The organism is Rhizobium sp. Root708 (assembly GCF_001429725.1).
GTDB lineage: Bacteria > Pseudomonadota > Alphaproteobacteria > Rhizobiales > Rhizobiaceae > Rhizobium.
The window spans coordinates 317,914-334,375 of the sequence record NZ_LMHV01000001.1 but is presented as its reverse complement, the minus strand read 5'-3'; the positions used below and the strand labels follow the sequence as shown (position 1 = coordinate 334,375).

The 16,462-nt window shown below is 58.4% G+C and carries 16 protein-coding genes and 1 pseudogene; 7 read left to right on the top strand and 10 right to left on the bottom strand.

What is annotated here, in order from left to right; genetic code table 11:
• Positions 1–5: 5 nt before the first annotated feature.
• Positions 6–539, top strand: a complete 534-nt coding sequence (locus ASE04_RS01600; RefSeq protein WP_056810875.1) for an RNA pyrophosphohydrolase — start codon at positions 6–8, stop codon at positions 537–539.
• Between the two features lie 36 nt (positions 540–575).
• Here ASE04_RS01600 and bfr read toward each other — a convergent pair whose 3' ends face one another.
• The 5 genes and pseudogenes from bfr to ASE04_RS31390 form a co-directional block, all read right to left on the bottom strand.
• On the bottom strand, positions 576–1,061 hold the full coding sequence (gene bfr, locus ASE04_RS01595; protein WP_056810872.1) for a bacterioferritin: 486 nt from the start codon (positions 1,059–1,061) through the stop codon (positions 576–578).
• Positions 1,027–1,400: pseudogene (locus ASE04_RS29780) on the bottom strand ((2Fe-2S)-binding protein). The gene bfr and the pseudogene ASE04_RS29780 overlap by 35 nt, the downstream one beginning before the upstream one ends.
• Positions 1,401–1,497: 97 nt before the next feature.
• A complete protein-coding gene (locus ASE04_RS01585) occupies positions 1,498–4,932 on the bottom strand; it encodes an error-prone DNA polymerase (RefSeq protein WP_056810868.1) in 3,435 nt (1,144 codons plus the stop codon).
• Positions 4,932–6,386, bottom strand: coding sequence for a Y-family DNA polymerase (locus tag ASE04_RS01580; protein WP_274533858.1), 1,455 nt, complete (start codon positions 6,384–6,386; stop codon positions 4,932–4,934). Before ASE04_RS01580 ends, ASE04_RS01585 begins: the two co-directional genes overlap by 1 nt.
• A gap of 10 nt (positions 6,387–6,396) precedes the next feature.
• The gene (locus ASE04_RS31390) at positions 6,397–7,344 is read right to left on the bottom strand and encodes an ImuA family protein (RefSeq protein ID WP_056810860.1); all 948 of its coding nucleotides are present in this window, start codon (positions 7,342–7,344) and stop codon (positions 6,397–6,399) included.
• Between the two features lie 162 nt (positions 7,345–7,506).
• Here ASE04_RS31390 and ASE04_RS01570 point away from each other — a divergent pair, with 162 nt between their 5' ends.
• The gene (locus tag ASE04_RS01570; RefSeq protein WP_016556767.1) at positions 7,507–7,944 is read left to right on the top strand and encodes a metallopeptidase family protein; all 438 of its coding nucleotides are present in this window, start codon (positions 7,507–7,509) and stop codon (positions 7,942–7,944) included.
• Between the two features lie 8 nt (positions 7,945–7,952).
• Here the strand turns inward: ASE04_RS01570 and ASE04_RS01565 are convergent, their stop codons facing one another.
• On the bottom strand, positions 7,953–8,159 hold the full coding sequence (locus tag ASE04_RS01565) for a DUF1737 domain-containing protein (RefSeq protein ID WP_056810857.1): 207 nt from the start codon (positions 8,157–8,159) through the stop codon (positions 7,953–7,955).
• Between the two features lie 13 nt (positions 8,160–8,172).
• Positions 8,173–9,081: an HpcH/HpaI aldolase/citrate lyase family protein gene (locus tag ASE04_RS01560; protein ID WP_056810853.1), complete on the bottom strand. Its 909-nt coding sequence runs from the start codon at positions 9,079–9,081 to the stop codon at positions 8,173–8,175.
• 112 nt (positions 9,082–9,193) lie between these two features.
• Between ASE04_RS01560 and ASE04_RS01555 the strand changes: the two genes are divergently transcribed.
• The 3 genes from ASE04_RS01555 to leuD all read left to right on the top strand — a co-directional run bounded on the left by ASE04_RS01555 (position 9,194) and on the right by leuD (position 10,725).
• A complete protein-coding gene (locus ASE04_RS01555) occupies positions 9,194–9,436 on the top strand; it encodes a hypothetical protein (protein WP_056810850.1) in 243 nt (80 codons plus the stop codon).
• A gap of 113 nt (positions 9,437–9,549) precedes the next feature.
• Positions 9,550–9,978: a VOC family protein gene (locus ASE04_RS01550; RefSeq protein WP_056810845.1), complete on the top strand. Its 429-nt coding sequence runs from the start codon at positions 9,550–9,552 to the stop codon at positions 9,976–9,978.
• 138 nt (positions 9,979–10,116) lie between these two features.
• Entirely contained in the window at positions 10,117–10,725 is a 609-nt protein-coding gene (gene leuD, locus ASE04_RS01545) for a 3-isopropylmalate dehydratase small subunit (RefSeq protein WP_056810843.1), read from the top strand.
• A gap of 57 nt (positions 10,726–10,782) precedes the next feature.
• Here the strand turns inward: leuD and ASE04_RS01540 are convergent, their stop codons facing one another.
• The gene (locus ASE04_RS01540; protein ID WP_056810841.1) at positions 10,783–11,715 is read right to left on the bottom strand and encodes a pyridoxal-phosphate dependent enzyme; all 933 of its coding nucleotides are present in this window, start codon (positions 11,713–11,715) and stop codon (positions 10,783–10,785) included.
• 176 nt (positions 11,716–11,891) lie between these two features.
• Here ASE04_RS01540 and leuB point away from each other — a divergent pair, with 176 nt between their 5' ends.
• Both leuB and ASE04_RS01530 read left to right on the top strand, forming a co-directional pair.
• Complete coding sequence (gene leuB, locus ASE04_RS01535; RefSeq protein WP_056810838.1) at positions 11,892–13,004, top strand: 3-isopropylmalate dehydrogenase; 1,113 nt, start codon at positions 11,892–11,894, stop codon at positions 13,002–13,004.
• A 117-nt stretch (positions 13,005–13,121) separates the two neighbouring features.
• Complete coding sequence (locus ASE04_RS01530; RefSeq protein ID WP_056810834.1) at positions 13,122–13,883, top strand: phosphatase PAP2 family protein; 762 nt, start codon at positions 13,122–13,124, stop codon at positions 13,881–13,883.
• A gap of 61 nt (positions 13,884–13,944) precedes the next feature.
• Here ASE04_RS01530 and ASE04_RS01525 read toward each other — a convergent pair whose 3' ends face one another.
• Both ASE04_RS01525 and ASE04_RS01520 read right to left on the bottom strand, forming a co-directional pair.
• Positions 13,945–15,831: an MFS transporter gene (locus ASE04_RS01525; RefSeq protein ID WP_056810831.1), complete on the bottom strand. Its 1,887-nt coding sequence runs from the start codon at positions 15,829–15,831 to the stop codon at positions 13,945–13,947.
• 179 nt (positions 15,832–16,010) lie between these two features.
• The gene (locus ASE04_RS01520) at positions 16,011–16,367 is read right to left on the bottom strand and encodes a VOC family protein (protein ID WP_056810827.1); all 357 of its coding nucleotides are present in this window, start codon (positions 16,365–16,367) and stop codon (positions 16,011–16,013) included.
• Between the last annotated feature and the right edge of the window lie 95 nt (positions 16,368–16,462).

Here is a 16,462-nt window from a genome sequence, read left to right as displayed (position 1 = left end):
GGCCAATGAACAAGCAGAAGATCAAAGCAGAAGACCTTCCTTACCGCCCCTGCGTAGGCGTGATGGTGTTTAACCGCGCCGGCTTTGTCTGGGCCGGCCGACGTATCGCGGAGGAGAACTCGGAGTATGACGGTTCACCGCAACTGTGGCAGATGCCGCAAGGCGGTATCGATCATGACGAGGATCCGCTGGAGGCGGCGTATCGGGAGCTTTACGAAGAGACCGGGATGAAGACGGTCACGCTGCTGGCTGAGGCGCGCGACTGGATCAATTATGATTTGCCGCCTCAGCTGATCGGCATCGGACTGAAGGGCAAGTTCCGCGGCCAGACCCAGCGCTGGTTTGCCTTTCGTTTCGAGGGAGACGAAAGCGAGATTGCAATCAATCCGCCACCGGGAGGACATTCCGCGGAATTCGATGAGTGGCAGTGGAAGCCGATGGAAAGCCTGCCTGGTCTCATCGTGCCGTTCAAGCGCGCGGTGTATGACCAGGTTGTGAACGAGTTTCGCCACCTGGCGAATTTGGCGCCGTCGGAATGAGAAAGCCGGCCGCAAGGCGGCCGGCTCTATCTCCGGTCATTCCGCCTCGTTGGCGGAATCTGCGTTCAGCTGTCCGTACTTGGCTTCGCCGATCTTGTTGAGAAGTTCGAGCTGCGTTTCGAGGAAGTCGATATGGCCTTCCTCGTCCGCGAGAAGCTCTTCGAAGAGCTTCATGGAAACGTAGTCGCCAGCCTCATGACAGATATCGCGCGACTTTTTGTACGCGCTACGGGCGTCGTATTCGCCGGCAAGGTCGGCTTCCAGAACTTCCTTGACGTTCTGGCCGATGCGAAGCGGTGCGAGTGTCTGGAGGTTGGGATGGCCTTCCAGGAAGATGATGCGCGCGACCAGACGGTCCGCATGGTGCATTTCTTCGATGGATTCGGCGCGCTCCTTCTTGGCGAGCTTGGTGTAGCCCCAATCTTCAAGGAGTCGATAATGAACCCAGTACTGATTGACAGCACCCAGTTCAAGAAAGAGGGCCTCGTTAAGCCGCTCGATGACTTTTTTGTCGCCTTTCAATGTCCGCTCTCCTGTTTTCCTCATGGAAGTTTCTGAGGCGGGACATGAAATCAAATATTTCGGCTTCCGTCGAGTGGTGACGGGCGTGATATTCCTCTGTCGTTTGGATTATGATGTCGACTACGTTCGGGAAACAACCGCAACAACGGCCCCGTTTTTCCATCGCGTGATAGACTTTTGCAGGAACAATCAACTGCCAACAGTCCTGCTCGAGAAGCTCGTTGATGACTTCCCGGATTTCGTGGTCAGTTATGTAATTGCAGCTGCAGACAAGCACGTCGTCATTCCAAACATGACATTCCTATCGTCTTTTCTGCTAAAGAAGACGCCGGTTGTCAAGAAAAAATAGAATCTGCGCCTGCGCCTTTGGTCGCATCTCGGATGAGTGTCGAAACGACTGGCACCCGCACCGCCATCAATTCCAACAGGGCTTCTCTCAATGGAAGTTTCGGCCCCTTGGCATGACGCCGGCGGTCTCGCGGGCTTCAGTTTTGCTGCCAGCCGTTATCTTCCTTTCCATGGCGGCCTTCTCCAGCGCATTGGCTACTTTTCGTTGACGGGGATCCGCTGTCGGATTGAGCGCTTCATCGGAACGGTCGCTAATGCCGAACCGCCGGGCTTCCTTCTGCAGGATACCAAGTGCGGGCGTCATGTCCTCGATATGGTCGACGACGGTATGGATCACGCCGCTCTGGCTCTGAAGCCTGCCATATATCTTCACAAGCCGGGCTCCCATGACGATCGGGCGGTACTTCTCGAAGACCTTCGTCCAGACAATGGCATTGGCAACGCCTGTCTCGTCTTCCAGGGTCATGAAGATAACGCCCTTGGCCGAGCCTGGGCGCTGCCGCACCAAAACGAGACCGGCGATCGTTACTTTTCGTCCGTTCGGAACAGTCAGAAGGTCGACGCTCCTCATTACGCCCGCCTTGTGAAATTCTTCGCGCAGGAAAGAGATCGGATGAGCTTTCAGGGAGAGCGAGAGGTAGCGGTAATCCTCGATGACCTGTTCGCCAGGCAGCATTTCCGGCAGCCTTGTCTCCGGCTCGACCTGCAGGTCGATGTGGTTTACCTGGTCAAACAGAGGGAGCTTTTCGGCGGCGCTCTTCACGTCAAGGGCTCGCACGGCCCAGAGTGCATCTCGCCGCGATAGTCTTATGGAGTGAAAGGCATCCGCATCAGCGAGGCGTTCTATATCGGCCTTCTGCAGGCCGGAGCGCAGCCAGAGATCGCGGATGGAAGAGTAGCCCCCGCCTCGGTTGGCAACGAGCTGTTCCATGCTCGTTTCCGAAAGGCCCTTTATCTGCCTGAAGCCAAGCCGAACGGCTCGCTTTGTCTTGATGACATCCCGCATGCTGGCATGTCGGAAATCGACTGCACGCTTGTCGAATTCGGTCTCCTCAAGCAAGCAGTCCCAGTTCGATTCATTGATATCGACGGGCCTGATCTCAACGCCATGCTCCCGGGCATCCCTGACAAGCTGCGCGGGGGCATAGAAACCCATCGGCTGCGAATTCAGCATCGCGGCACAGAAGACATCGGGATAGTAGGCCTTCACCCAGGACGAGGCGTAGACCAGCAGCGCGAACGAGGCCGCGTGGCTTTCCGGGAAACCGTATTCGCCAAAGCCCTTGATCTGGTTGAAGCATTGCTGCGCAAAATCGCGGGGGTATTCTTTTGCAACCATGCCACTAATGAACCGCTTTTCGAAATCGCCGATCGTGCCTGTTCGTTTGAAGGTTGCCATGGCGCGCCTCAACTGATCCGCTTCAGCAGGCTCAAAACCTGCCGCCGTGATGGCAATCTGCATGGCCTGTTCCTGAAACAGCGGTACGCCAAGCGTTCTCTCCAGAACTTTTTCAAGCTCGGGATTCGGATACGTTATCGGGATGCCGCGTGCTTGTTGTTCCCGGCGCTTCAGATAGGGATGGACCATGTCCCCCTGGATAGGGCCGGGCCTGACGATAGCGACCTCGATGACGAGATCGTAGAATTCCTTCGGTTTGAGCCGCGGCAGCATGCTCATCTGCGCCCGGCTCTCGATCTGGAAGACACCAAGCGTGTCGGCCCGGCACATCATCGCATAGACCGGTTCTTCGTCCTCATGAGTGGCGTTGCCGAGATCGGCGAGTGTCTTCTTGACGTCGTAATGCAGGAGAAGCAGATCGAATGCCCGCTTCAATGCGGTCAGCATTCCAAGTGCCAGAATGTCGACCTTGAGGATTTTCAGATTGTCGAGATCATCCTTGTCCCATTCGACCATGTAGCGTCCGGGCATTGCCGTCTTCATGATCGGAACGACTTCATCCAGCCTGTCCTTAGTGATGACGAAGCCCCCGACATGCTGGGTGAGGTGCCTGGGAAAGCCGAGAAGTTCGGATGCATATTTCAGCACGTTTTGGGTCACGGGATCGGAAGTTTCGAGCCCGGCCGCTTTTGCTTCCCGCTCGGACAACTTCTCTTCCGACCAGCCCCAGACCAGGCTGCCGATGGCGGACTGGATGTCCTCGGAAAGACCAAAGGCCTTCGAGACCTCACGACCTGCCGATCGGGTGCGGTAGGTCGTTACCCCTGCCGTCAGGCCGGCATGTTCCTTGCCATACTTTTGGTAGATGTGCTGGATGACTTCTTCGCGCCTCTCGTGCTCGAAATCGACATCAATATCCGGCGGCTCGTCCCGGTCCATCGAGAGGAAGCGGTCGAAGAGCAGGGTGCTCTTCTCCGGATTGACCTCGGTTATCTCGAGGCAATAGCAAATGACCGAGTTTGCAGCGGAGCCGCGCCCCTGGCAGAGGATTTTCTTCTCATGCCGGGCATATTGGATGATCCGATGGACCGTCAGGAAGTATGATTCATATTGCTTCTGACGAACGAGGCTCAACTCGTACTTAATGTTCTTCTGAACTTTTTCAGGCACGCCGTTTGGGAAGCGCTTTTCGGCCCCCGATCTGGTCAGACGTTCCAGTGTTTCATAGGGCGTTTCCCCCTCGTCATTCTCGGAGGGGTAATTGTGTTCCAGTTCGTCGAGCGAAAAGGAAAGGCTGCCAAAAAACTTCGCTGTGTTCGTGACGGCATGCGGATAGTCTCTGAAGAGACGATGAATTTCGCTGCCGCTCTTGAGATAGCGTTCGGCATTCGGAGCCAGGAGAAAGCCAGCCTCGGGAATGGGAATGTGTTCCCGGATCGATGTCACGATATCGGCGAGAGGGCGGCGGGCCGTATCGTGGTAGAGCGGCTGGTTGGTGGCGATCAGCGGGATGCGGTTGCGGTCCGCCAGCATGGAGATGGTCGCAAACATACGCTTATCGCGGCCGTCATAGGCGGGGGCGAGCGCCATGTGGATGTTTTTCCAAAAGCGTTTGCTGAGCCGCTCCAGACAGGTTTCGAACGCGGTGTGATTGTCATTATCGGCAATGGATGGGTGCGGAATGATCGCGAGCATCATGCCGTTGCCCCATTCCATCAAATCCGTTTCCGACAGAATGCACTTACCCTTCTCGGCTCGCAGGTTTCCAGCACTCAGCAGCCGGCAAAGATGCGCCCAGCCTTGACGATCTCGCGGGTAGGCAAGAATGTCAGGCGTTCCATCCGCAAAGACAAGGCGGGCTCCCGGCTGGAAACGGATCGGATCGGGAATGATGTCCTTCTTCTCGCGTTCCTCCAGAAGCCCGGCTTTCTTTCGTTCGAACTTCTTCCGGATCGCCTCTGCTTGGGCATGCGCTCGGACGACGCCCGCAACTGAGTTGCGGTCGGCAATGCCAAGGCCTCCAAGCTTCAGAACGGCAGCCTTAACGACCATCTCCTCAGGCTTGGAGGCGCCCTCCAGAAAGGAAAAATTGGTCTTGGCGCCGATTTCGAAGAAGGCAGACATCAGGCAATGACCCCATGCATGAACCAGTTCTGCGCTGTGTCACGCTCATAATGGCCTTGGCGATAGATCCAGAAGCGCCGTCCCTTATCGTCTTCGATCCGGAAGTAGTCTCGATCCGCAGTTTCCTTTCCATCCAAGCCATCGAACCACCATTCCATCGCCAGCCGCTCCGGTCCCTCGCTCTTCAGGACACGATGCTGCATGCGCCGCCAGTGAAAGCTCGCGGGTGCGCCATCCGGGATTTCGATGGCAAAGGCGTCCATCAGTTCCGCTTTCCGCAATAGCCGAATGGGCCGTTCGCTCCTGGCTGGCGGCTGATGTCCTTCCCGGGTTTTCGGGGCAGACAGGTGATCGATTGCGGGGACTGTCGTATAGGCTCTTTCCGGTATATGGCTTTCCCGCAATTGGAAGGTTTGCAGGCAGTCTTCTCCAAGGCGGGCGGAAACCCGATCCAAGAAAACAGCAAGAGAGGCGTCCTTCTGCTGGTGCTGTTCGAAATCACCCTGTGAGGTCACGAAATCTTCGTGCAGGAGCACGTTGAGGCGAAGGATTTCGAATCCGTAACCGGCATCGAAATCGTCGTGAATTGCCTGCAGGCGTTCAGCAAAGAGAGCGGCGATGCGCTTGGGCTCCCGCAAGGGCTGCGCTGTCCCGGCAGAAATCCGAAATACCTTGCCGTCGACACGGAACAGCACCAGTTCGAAGATGCGGCCGCCGACACCACGCGCTTCGAGCGAGGGCTTCAGGGAAACGGCAATCTGATCGGTGAGCGCAAGGATATCGTCTTCGGCTCCGATCGGTTCAATCAGGCGACGTTCGACCGAGAGGCTTGCGACGGGCAGGCGCGGAGAGACCGGCTCTTCATCTGTTCCAAGCGCCTGATCGAGCCTCAAGAGCACCGCTCCTCCAAATCGGCGGGTGAGCGGGGCGCGCGGCGCGGTCAGCAGATCGCCGACATATTTGAGACCCATCTTGTTCAGGCCGCCTATGGTTTCTTCCTCGAGGCGCAAGGCCGCGACAGGCAGGGGAGCCAGCGCCTGTTCTGCATCTCCATGCTCGATGATGCCGCCTTGGCCGAAACGGCTGATAGCCCAGGACAATCCGGGCGAAGAAGAGATCGCGCCGCGCGCGTCAATTCCCATCTGGAAAAGCCTTTTGAGAATATCCTTGAGAAGGGAGGCCTCGCCGCCGAACAGATGGGTGCAGCCGGTTATGTCGAGGAACAGGCCACCCATACCGTCGAGAGCGACAAGCGGGGTATAGCGATCGCACCAATCGGCGATCGCTTCCAGGAAGCGCCGGTTGGCGGCTGGGTCGTCCTCGATCACATCGAGCGTGGGGTAGATGGCGCGGGCTTCGGCGACGCCCATGTGCTTTCGGAGATTGAGGGTTTCGGCTGCCTCGTCGAGCGCTGTCAGCCGCATGGTATTGTTGAGACGGCTGGAACAGACGATCGGTGCGGCCTCAGGACGTCCGCGCGAACGCCAGGAGAGCCCCCATTTCTTTCTTGATATCCGGTCGGTTGGAAGATGCGGAAAGTGGAGTGCCAGAATGCGCTGCGCGTTCGTCTGGAAGGCGAGGCTCGACTGATTGTGAGACGGCGAAAAAACGGCGGTCATGAGGGTTCCACTCCAGTAGGAAGGAGAGGGGGGCCGGGTTGCGGCTCTTCTCCAGGGTCAGATGAAAAACCGGATTGCCGATGCTGCCGCCCAGCATCGTGCCATCCGGCAAGGGGCGCGCCTGTGCCGGCGCGGGTGCCATAAGGAAGCGGAAGCAAGCGCTGCTGGCCTCTTCCTCTCCAGCCTGCCGCAACAGGAAAAGCGGGCGTTTCGATGCTTTCGCCCGCAAGCTCAAACGACGGCTTTCCGTCAGGCCGAAGGGTTTCGGATTGCCGCGAACCTCCAGAATTGTCGCCGGAAAGACGCCGCTTTCGACTGCCGCTTCGGCAAGCCAAAGGGCATCTTCAAGCTTGCGTGGGCTGGCATAGAAGAACTGGTCCGGTTTCAGACCGAAATCGCGCAAGCCGACGGCGTAGGGGACGCCTGCTTCGATCGTGGAAACCATATCTGCGATCCAGAGGATCGGTAGCTGAGCACTGGGGCTCTCTCCCGCTTGACGCTGCAGCATGGCGGCAAGCGCCAGCACGAAGCCACTGCCGGCGCCGGCTTCGCGCAAAAGCTCTGAACGGACCTCGGTGATCCCGTCGAGCGGCAGGCCGCCGTCAACGGCCTCGTCGAGCGCGGGGATGCCAAGTGGAAGACGCAGCCCACTGTCATTCTGGGTGGAGAGGTCCTTCTCGGCCAGGGCTTCGCCTTGCGCTGCAGCCAAGGCCGGCGCGGGCTTTCCTTCAAGTTTTGCAATGGTTTCGCGGAGCGCAAAAAGCCGCTCGCGCGTCACGGCCGACTGTGCCATGACGTTCTCCAAGTCTCTTGTGTTCCTGTTATGTTCTTATGGATTCCAGAGGCGATCGGAAGAGTCAACAGCCATTTGATGTGAATTTATTCCTGCCTTTGATTCCGCTCTCGAAAATCGTACGCAAAGGTTCTATATGGGCCGCAAAGGAAGGGAATTTTTATGGCCCGCATAGACCAGAGCGATAATTGGCAGGATCGCCACGCTCCGACGATCAGCACTTTCGAGTCCCTGGCGATGGAAGCTTATAGCCATCTGCCGGAAGAGTTCCGCTCACTGACTACCAATCTGACAATCGAGATCGAGGATTTCCCTGACGACGACGTGTTCGAGGACATGGCGCTGGAAACGCCGTTCGACCTTCTCGGCCTCTTTGAAGGCCGAGGGATTTCGGAGCGGTTCACGATGGAAACCGGCGAATTGCCGAACCGTATCCGCCTCTACCGGCGGCCGATCCTCGACTACTGGGCCGAGAACGACGAGACGCTTGGCGATATCATCACCCATGTCCTCATCCACGAGATCGGCCACCATTTCGGTCTCAGCGACGACGACATGGAACGGATCGAGGCGAGCGCCGAAGAGGCGGCCGAACGATAAGCTTTCGCTTACTGTTCGGACAGCTTCATGTCCGGGTGGTAGTCCTTACCTTCGACGTCCTTGACGATCGCCTGAGCGCACATCACCTGGCCGGTCTGGGTATTGAAGGTCATCGATGGCGAACCGTTCAGCGACCAGCCCTTGTTGAGGGCGTCGGTCACGCGGTGACAGAAAACGGCATCATCCTGGCCGGTCAGAAGGCGATAAAGCTTCATCTAAAGTCGTCTTTCACTTCGCCGTTTGGCGTTCTGCAATCAGGCGAGCTTTATGAACCAGACTTTCCGCCTGAACAAGGTGTAGCCGCTCGATCATCCGACCATTGGCATTGATGACATTCAGTCCATCTGCAGTGGGGTCGGCAAAGGCGGCGATGATCGCCTCCGCCTCGGCAATTGCCGCCTCATCGGGGCCGAAATGCAGGTTAGCGGCTTCGATCTGAGCGGGGTGGATCAGCATCTTGCCGTCGAAACCCATGGCGCGGGCATGCGCGCATTCCGCATCGAAGGCATCGGCATCCTTGAAATCGTTGAAGACGCTGTCGATCGCGTCGAGGCCGTAGGCGCGCACCGCGAGCACCACCTGCATCAGCCAGGGCACGAGATAGGTGCGGCCGGGTTGCGGCAGAACGCCTGTTTCCTTGCGCAGGTCGTTGAGACCAACGACGAAACAATCGAGCCTCGAGCCCGGTGTTCGCCCGGCTTCGGCAATCGCCGCCGCGTTCAGAATGCCGCGTGGCGTCTCGATCATTGCCCAGATACGGAGGCTATCCGGCGCATCGGCATCGGCGAGCCGATCGCTGACGGCCATCACATCCTGAGGTTCGTTCACTTTCGGCAAGAGCACGGCATCCGGCTCCACCGCCAAGACCAATTCCATGTCCGAAATGCCGAATGTGGAATCAAGCGCATTAATGCGGATGATCCGCTCCTTGTTCAGAAGGGGAGCCCCTGAAAAAAAGGCCTTCAGATTGTCGCGGGCCTCCCCCTTTCGCTCCGGCGCCACCGAGTCCTCAAGATCGAAGATCACGGCATCGCAATCGAGCGCATGGGTCTTTTCCAGTGCGCGCGCATTGATGGCCGGAACGCTCAGAACGGACCGGCGGAGATTCAGGGAGCGAGTCGGAAAATTGCGGGTCATCACAAATGTGTGCCAAGCTTTGTGACAGGTGGCAAGACAACAAAAAGCCATGCTCATCTTGCAGAGAAAGAAATGAAGAACCACATTCCTTTCCGAAGAAAGGTCTAAAACCATGCAAAACATTCGTTCCGTCTTCCTCCTGCTCGCTGGCATCACCGCCTTCGTTGCACTGGCGTTCGTCACTTTTTCCGTGACGCTCGCAGTCGGAGGTATTCTGACGGTCCTCATGGTTGGCCGCGCGCTTTCGCTGAAGATGAAACCGGCTCCGGTCCGCGCCACAGCGAAGGCAAGGTCGCATTCCGGCGAGAACATGCGCATCTGGAATGACGGTCGCGGTACGATCATCGACCTCTGACTTTCGCGTCAGTTCCGGAAAATTTCGAGATCACTGTCGGCCCGACTGATCTTCCTGCGTCCTTGAGAGGTCTGGGCTTTCCGCCCGAACCAAATCAAACGATGGAGGACAGTATGGATACCGCAATGGAAACCGGCACGATGCAAATGCCGCCGGTCAAGAATGGCTTGCTGCCGTATATTACGGTCGATGGTGCGTTGAAGGCCGCGGAATTCTACAAGCGTGCTTTCGGCGCGGCGCAAGCCTTTGTCGTCCCTCCGGATGAAAACGGTCGGACGATGCATGTGCACCTCTACATCAACGGAAGCTCGCTGATGTTGTCCGATGCCTATCCCGAACACGGTCATCCGTTTCAGAAGCACCAGGGCTTCAGTCTCCAGCTTGTTATCGACGATATCGATTTCTGGTGGGAGCGCGCGGTTCAGGCGGGTCTAGAGGTGATCATGCCCGTTCAGATGATGTTCTGGGGCGATCGGTATGGCCAGCTGCGTGATCCGTTCGGCGTGCTCTGGGCAATGAATGAGCCAGCCAAGGCAAGCTGATCTCACTGCGGTCAGGGCGGGCTGCGCGTCGAATCCGCGCGCAGCCGGTCCCACGATATAAATTTTCCTTCATTTCGGCGGCAATCTGGACTAAACGCTGATCAACAAAACTACGTCTGCTGATATTGGAGCCAGGCCATGGACAAATTCGTAAAGCTGACGGGCGTCGCTGCCCCTCTGCCGGTTGTCAACATCGATACCGACATGATCATTCCGAAGGACTACCTGAAGACGATCAAGCGCACGGGTCTTGGCAAGGGTCTTTTCGCGGAAGCTCGCTACAATGAAGACGGCTCCCTGAACGAGGATTTCGTGCTGAACAAGCCGGCCTATCAGAATGCTAAGATCCTCGTTGCCGGCGACAACTTCGGTTGCGGCTCCTCGCGCGAGCACGCGCCGTGGGCGCTCCTCGACTTCGGCATCCGTTGCGTCATCTCGACCAGCTTCGCCGACATCTTCTACAACAACTGTTTCAAGAACGGCATTCTGCCGATCATGGTTAGCCAGGAAAACCTCGAAAAGCTGATGGACGACGCCTCGCGCGGCTCCAACGCGATCCTGACGATCGATCTGGAAAACCTCGAGATCACAGGTCCGGACGGCGGCTTGATCAAGTTCGATCTTGACGAGTTCAAGCGCCACTGCCTGCTGAACGGCCTCGACGATATCGGTCTGACGCTCGAAAAGGGCAAGGCGATCGACAATTTCGAAGCGAAAAACGCCGGATCCCATCCCTGGGCTGCGTAAGCTTAGAAGATTGTATGGTCAAAGCCGGGCTTTCGCCCGGCTTTTTCTTTGCTCGACTTACAGAAGCCGTTCTTTCCAGGTCTTCAGTTTCTCCAGCGAGACGCCGATGCCGCCGCAAACTTCGATCAGCGGTTTTTTGAAGCGGGCGAGACTATCGGCATGGACATCAGCGACCGCGAGCGCAGCACCGCAGGCAGGCTCGACCAGAATACGATAGGCATCGGCAAACTTCAGGCAGGCGGCGACCGCCTGCGCATCGGTGACCGTGACGCTTTCGATCGGGTGGTGTTTCGGCAGATCGAAGACGTGACTGGCCACCTGGCGCGCTCCGAGCGAGCTGGCGATGGAGGTGATCCCCGGCAAGGTGATGCGCTCTCCTGCAGCAAGGCTCGCATGAAGCGAAGCAGCTCCCTCCGTTTCGACGGCAATGACCGGAACATCAGACAGACCGTTTCGCTTGAGACCGGCAACGATGCCGGCAAGCAACCCGCCACCGCCGACGCTTGCGATGACACAATCGAAGTCGGCACCTTTTGCAACGACCTCGTCGATCAACGTGCCGTGTCCCTCCCACAGAAGCGGATGATCGAACGGATGCACATAGGCAGCCTTCCTGGCATTCGCCTGTTCGATCGCAAAGGCGTTGGCTTCATCGAACACCGTCCCGTGGACGATCACCGCAGCACCTGTTGCCTCGATCGATCGGCGCACTTCTGCGGACGTCGTCTCCGGCACGACGATCGTGACCGGAATGCCGAGCGATCGTCCGGCATAGGCGGCGGCGATCCCTGCATTCCCGCCTGAGGCGCAGAAGATTTCCCGTGCACCGTTTTCGATTTCATGCTGGCAAAGCCTGCCAACGCCTCGGAGCTTGAAGCTGCCGGAAGGCTGCAGCGCGTCGAGCTTCAGCCAGAGCGGCTTGTTGCTCGCGCTGTAATCGGCGGAGGTGCGGAAAAGTGGGGTGTCTAGATGGAGCGGTGCGGAAGGCATGATAGTACCCGATGAACTTGGCGATAGAGGCCCTTCTTGTGGACCCGCTTGCGCCAATCGGTCAACGAGCGATCGAGCAGTAATTCCGCAACCGTACCGAATCGGCCTCACACTCGCTTGAAATGCCGTTTTCGCAGGTCTAAGAAGCCGCAACTTGTTTTTCCGCGGAGGGTTTCATGACAGCGCGCAATCTTTTCCTGCTGCCGGGCGACGGCATCGGCCCAGAGGCGATGGGCGAGGTCCGCAAGATCATTGCCTACATGAACGAGGAAATGTCCGCCGGCTTCGTGACAGACGAAGGCTTGGTCGGTGGCAGCGCCTACGACGCGCATGGTGCCGCGATCTCCGAAGGCGACATGCAGAAGGCGCTGGCTGCCGATGCGGTTCTCTTCGGTGCTGTCGGAGGTCCGAAGTGGGACGACGTTCCCTATGAAGTGCGCCCCGAAGCCGGCCTGCTGCGCCTGCGCAAGGATCTGGAGCTGTTCGCCAACCTGCGTCCGGCCATCTGCTACCCGGCGCTGGCAAACGCCTCGTCGCTGAAGCCGGAGCTGGTCGAAGGCCTCGATATCCTGATTATCCGCGAGCTGACCGGCGGCGTCTATTTCGGCGAACCGAAGACCATCACCGATCTCGGCAATGGCCAGAAGCGCGCGATCGACACGCAGGTCTACGATACATACGAAATCGAGCGCATCTCTGCCGTGGCCTTCGAAATGGCCCGCACGCGTCAGAACCGCGTCTGCTCGATGGAAAAGCGCAACGTCATGAAGTCGGGCGTATTGTGGAACCAGGTGGTCACCGCAACGCACAAGGACAAGTATTCCGACGTCAAGCTCGAGCACATGCTGGCGGATGCCGGTGGCATGCAGCTGGTGCGCGCGCCGAAGCAGTTCGACGTGATCGTTACCGACAACCTGTTCGGCGACATGCTGTCCGACGTTGCGGCCATGCTGACGGGCTCGCTCGGCATGCTGCCATCGGCTTCGCTGGGCGCTCCGGATGCCAAGACCGGCAAGCGCAAGGCGCTCTACGAGCCGGTACATGGTTCGGCTCCTGACATCGCCGGCCAGGGCATTGCCAATCCGATCGCGATGATCGCTTCCTTTGCCATGTGCCTGCGCTATTCCTTTAACCTCGTGAAGGAAGCCGACAACCTCGAAAAGGCGATCGCCAACGTGCTCGACAAGGGCATCCGCACCGGCGACATCATGGCCGAAGGTGCCAAGAAGGTCGGAACCATCGAGATGGGCGAGGCGATCCTCGCCGAGTTCAAGGCGCTTTCTGCCTGATATTTCACGTGAAACACGGTTTTGGCCCTCCACATCACCAGATGCGGAGGGCCTTTGCTTGAAGGCGGCGGATGCTGCGCCTATCTCCGTTCTGCATTGATGAAAGAGCGGAGTGGAATGAGCGAGACAGTCGATCGTAAGCCCAGTTCCTGGAGTTACCTGCGGACTCGCTATGCGGCGCGGCGCACGATCCATCGGCGGGTGCCCTGGAAATGGTTTGCATTTTCCGCGGTCAATGCGATTGCCATCGCCTTCTTCGTCTTCGATCGCCCGCTCGGCCTGGCGGCCAAGGACCTGGCGCCGCCACTGATCTCGATCGCTGGCGATGTTACGGATATCGGCAGGCTTGCCTGGATCCTTGCCGGCCTCTGTACGATCTTCGCCACCGGTTATCTCGTTCGTCGCCGCCTCTGGAAAGTCCGCAGTCGGTTTCGCATTGTCTATTTTGCTCAGATGACGGCCTATGTCGCGCTGACCGTGCTGCTCACCAGCATCGTTGCCAACATCCTGAAGTTCGCAATCGGTCGGGCACGACCACTGATTTATGATCAGGAGGGCATCCTCAGCTTCGCGCCCTTCAACATGGATTTTCTGCACCAGAGTTTCCCGTCGGGGCATTCGGCCAACATCGGCGCGTTGTTCGTGGCGCTCGCGCTTCTCTTCCCGCGTTTTCGCCTCGGCTTCATCGCTATAGGTCTCTGGCTCGGCGCCACGCGCATCATCATCGGCGTGCACTACCCAAGCGATGTGGTGGCCGGCCTTGCTTTGGGCGCCTGGTTTGCTTTTGCTACCTCGATCCTTTTTGCGCGCTTCGGTCTCGTTTTCTCGATCGGTCGCGATGGCGGCTGGCCAACGCCGCGGCTGAGTCATCTTCTGTAAGGCCCACAACGAAAAACCCGGCGCTTTGGGCGCCGGGCGACTGTTTGGATATAAAGTTCCTCTAGTCCATGACGTTGATGTCGCGATCCTTCGTTTCCGGCAGGAAGATCAAGCCGATGACCAGCGTGATCGCCGCGAAGATGATCGGATACCAGAGGCCGAAGTAGATATCGCCAGTGGCGGCGCTCATTGCGAAGGCCGTTGCCGGTAGCAGGCCGCCGAACCAGCCGTTCCCGATATGATAGGGCAGCGACATGCCGGTATAGCGGATGCGGGTCGGGAAGAGTTCGACCAGCAGGGCTGCGATCGGGCCGTAGACCATAGTCACATAGAGAACCAGCACGAACAGGACAGCGATCGTGCCGATCCAGTTGACGCGGGCAGGGTCTGCCGTCATGGCGAAGGTGCCACCGCCAGCAATGCTATAGACCGCCATGTCGGTGACGCCATTCGCTTCATCCGCTGTCAGGAGCTTTCCGGCCACGAGTTTGTCGGCGGGCACGGTTTCCTTGGTGCCGGCGCGGATCGCATCTGCGTTCAGCGCGAGCTCGGGATTGGCGGCAATGAAGGTGTCCAGCTTGGCATCCGGAACCTTGGCGGCCCCACGGTTCAGCGGATAGCCGCCATCATGCAGGGCGATATTGACGCTCTTTTCGAAAGCCGAAGTCAGGCCTTTTGCCTTGTCGCCGGCCGCAATGGCATCGAAGCTGGCGATGGTTTCATCGCCGATCTTGACGGTTGCCGGTTGGCCAACTGGGCCGGGGACGACATCGTAGGGCACCGAGTTCTTGGTCAGGAAGGCCGTCGCCACGTCGCAGGAACTGGTGAACTTCGACGTTCCCGTCGGGTTGAACTGGAATTTGCAGTCAGCCGGGTCGGCTGTCACGGTTGCACGGACAGAGGCCTGGGCTTGCGCAAGTGCCGGGTTGGCGGTCCAGGTCATGGCCTTGAACAGCGGGTTATAGGTGACCGCTGCGATCAGCAGGCCGGCCATGATGATCGGCTTGCGGCCGATCTTGTCGGAGAGGCCGCCGAAAACGACGAAGAAGGGCGTTGCGAGGATAAGGGCAATGGCGACCATGATGTTTGCCGATTGCAGGTCGACCTTGAGCACGTTCTGCAGGAAGAACAGCGCGTAGAACTGACCGCCGTACCAGACGACTGCCTGACCCATCGTTGCGCCGAGAAGCGCGATCAGCGCGATCTTGGCATTTTTCCATTGACCGAAGGCCTCGGTCAGCGGCGCCTTCGAGCCCTTGCCTTCCGCCTTCATCTTCTGGAATGCGGGCGATTCGTTCATCTTCAGGCGGATCCACACGGAGACGCCGAGAAGCACGACCGACAGCAGGAACGGAATGCGCCAGCCCCATGCAGCAAAAGCTTCCTTGCCCATCAGGAACTGAACGCTCACGATGACGATCAGCGACAGGAAAAGGCCGAGCGTTGCCGTGGTCTGGATCCATGAGGTGAAGTAGCCGCGTCGTCCGTTTGGCGCGTGTTCGGCCACATAGGTTGCCGCACCGCCATACTCACCGCCGAGCGCAAGACCCTGCAGGAGGCGAAGGCCGATCAGGATGATGGGGGCTGCGATGCCGATCGATGCCGCACCGGGAAGAATACCGACGAGGAACGTCGAAAGACCCATGATGAGGATCGTTACCAGGAAGGTGTACTTGCGGCCGACCAAATCGCCGAGGCGACCGAAGACGAGCGCGCCGAATGGGCGCACCAGGAAGCCGGCGGCAAAGGCCAGAAGCGTAAAGATGTTTCGCGTCGCTTCCGGATACTGGGTGAAGTAGGTCGCGCCAATATAGGTGGCGAGCGAACCGTAAAGATAGAAGTCGTACCATTCAAAGACGGTACCGAGCGACGAGGCGAAGATAACCTTCTTCTCCTCGCCTGTCATCGGTCCGGCTTTGGTGCCGTCGACGCTTGCGACATTTGCCATTTTCTGTCCTCCACAGAGTGATGCGCGGAGCAAGCTGCGACCTCACTCTCCTCAAAGCTCGACCGGTCACAGTTCGCCTAAGTGGAGTGTGGCAGAAAATCGCCCTCATAAAGAGAGAGGCTTTGGAATTATGACTTTAGTCTAATGCTATGGAATCTCGCGTGAATTCTGGCGGCAATCTAATCGGTTCTGTGGGAGACGATGTTGACAAGCGTCCCGAATGGATCGCGCACATAGAAGCGCCGGACGCCCCAGGATTCATCTTTCGGACCGTAGGTAACTTCGAAGCCCGCTGCCGTCATCGCGGTGAAGGCATCGTCGACGTCATCCACCTCCACCGACAATCTCGGGACCGGTGTTCCGCCTCCACCTTCGCGCGCGAAACTGACCTGTGTCTGCATCAGCTCATCTGAGCCGAGGGTGACGATCCATCCGTGATCCATGACAACATCGAGGCCGAGGATGTCGCCGTAGAAGGATCTCGCGGCGGTGGGATCGGGTGTCTCGATATTGCCTACGATGCGTCGGACCTTCATGCTCTTCCTCCCAAGACGGATACGCGTTGCAGCCACCCAAACAAGAAAAAAGCCGGATGGCGAGACCATCCGGCTTTTTTTAAGCTATTGCTCGA

Excerpts from the sequence above, each read along its gene's own strand:
- ASE04_RS01600 (WP_056810875.1), top strand. The coding sequence starts at position 6 with ATGAACAAGCAGAAGATCAAAGCAGAAGACCTTCCTTACCGCCCCTGC.
- ASE04_RS01585 (WP_056810868.1), bottom strand. The coding sequence starts at position 4,932 with ATGTCTGCCTTCTTCGAAATCGGCGCCAAGACCAATTTTTCCTTTCTG.
- ASE04_RS31390 (WP_056810860.1), bottom strand. The coding sequence starts at position 7,344 with ATGGCACAGTCGGCCGTGACGCGCGAGCGGCTTTTTGCGCTCCGCGAA.
- ASE04_RS01570 (WP_016556767.1), top strand. The coding sequence starts at position 7,507 with ATGGCCCGCATAGACCAGAGCGATAATTGGCAGGATCGCCACGCTCCG.
- ASE04_RS01565 (WP_056810857.1), bottom strand. The coding sequence starts at position 8,159 with ATGAAGCTTTATCGCCTTCTGACCGGCCAGGATGATGCCGTTTTCTGT.
- ASE04_RS01560 (WP_056810853.1), bottom strand. The coding sequence starts at position 9,081 with ATGACCCGCAATTTTCCGACTCGCTCCCTGAATCTCCGCCGGTCCGTT.
- ASE04_RS01555 (WP_056810850.1), top strand. The coding sequence starts at position 9,194 with ATGCAAAACATTCGTTCCGTCTTCCTCCTGCTCGCTGGCATCACCGCC.
- ASE04_RS01550 (WP_056810845.1), top strand. The coding sequence starts at position 9,550 with ATGGATACCGCAATGGAAACCGGCACGATGCAAATGCCGCCGGTCAAG.
- leuD (WP_056810843.1), top strand. The coding sequence starts at position 10,117 with ATGGACAAATTCGTAAAGCTGACGGGCGTCGCTGCCCCTCTGCCGGTT.
- ASE04_RS01540 (WP_056810841.1), bottom strand. The coding sequence starts at position 11,715 with ATGCCTTCCGCACCGCTCCATCTAGACACCCCACTTTTCCGCACCTCC.
- leuB (WP_056810838.1), top strand. The coding sequence starts at position 11,892 with ATGACAGCGCGCAATCTTTTCCTGCTGCCGGGCGACGGCATCGGCCCA.
- ASE04_RS01530 (WP_056810834.1), top strand. The coding sequence starts at position 13,122 with ATGAGCGAGACAGTCGATCGTAAGCCCAGTTCCTGGAGTTACCTGCGG.
- ASE04_RS01525 (WP_056810831.1), bottom strand. The coding sequence starts at position 15,831 with ATGGCAAATGTCGCAAGCGTCGACGGCACCAAAGCCGGACCGATGACA.
- ASE04_RS01520 (WP_056810827.1), bottom strand. The coding sequence starts at position 16,367 with ATGAAGGTCCGACGCATCGTAGGCAATATCGAGACACCCGATCCCACC.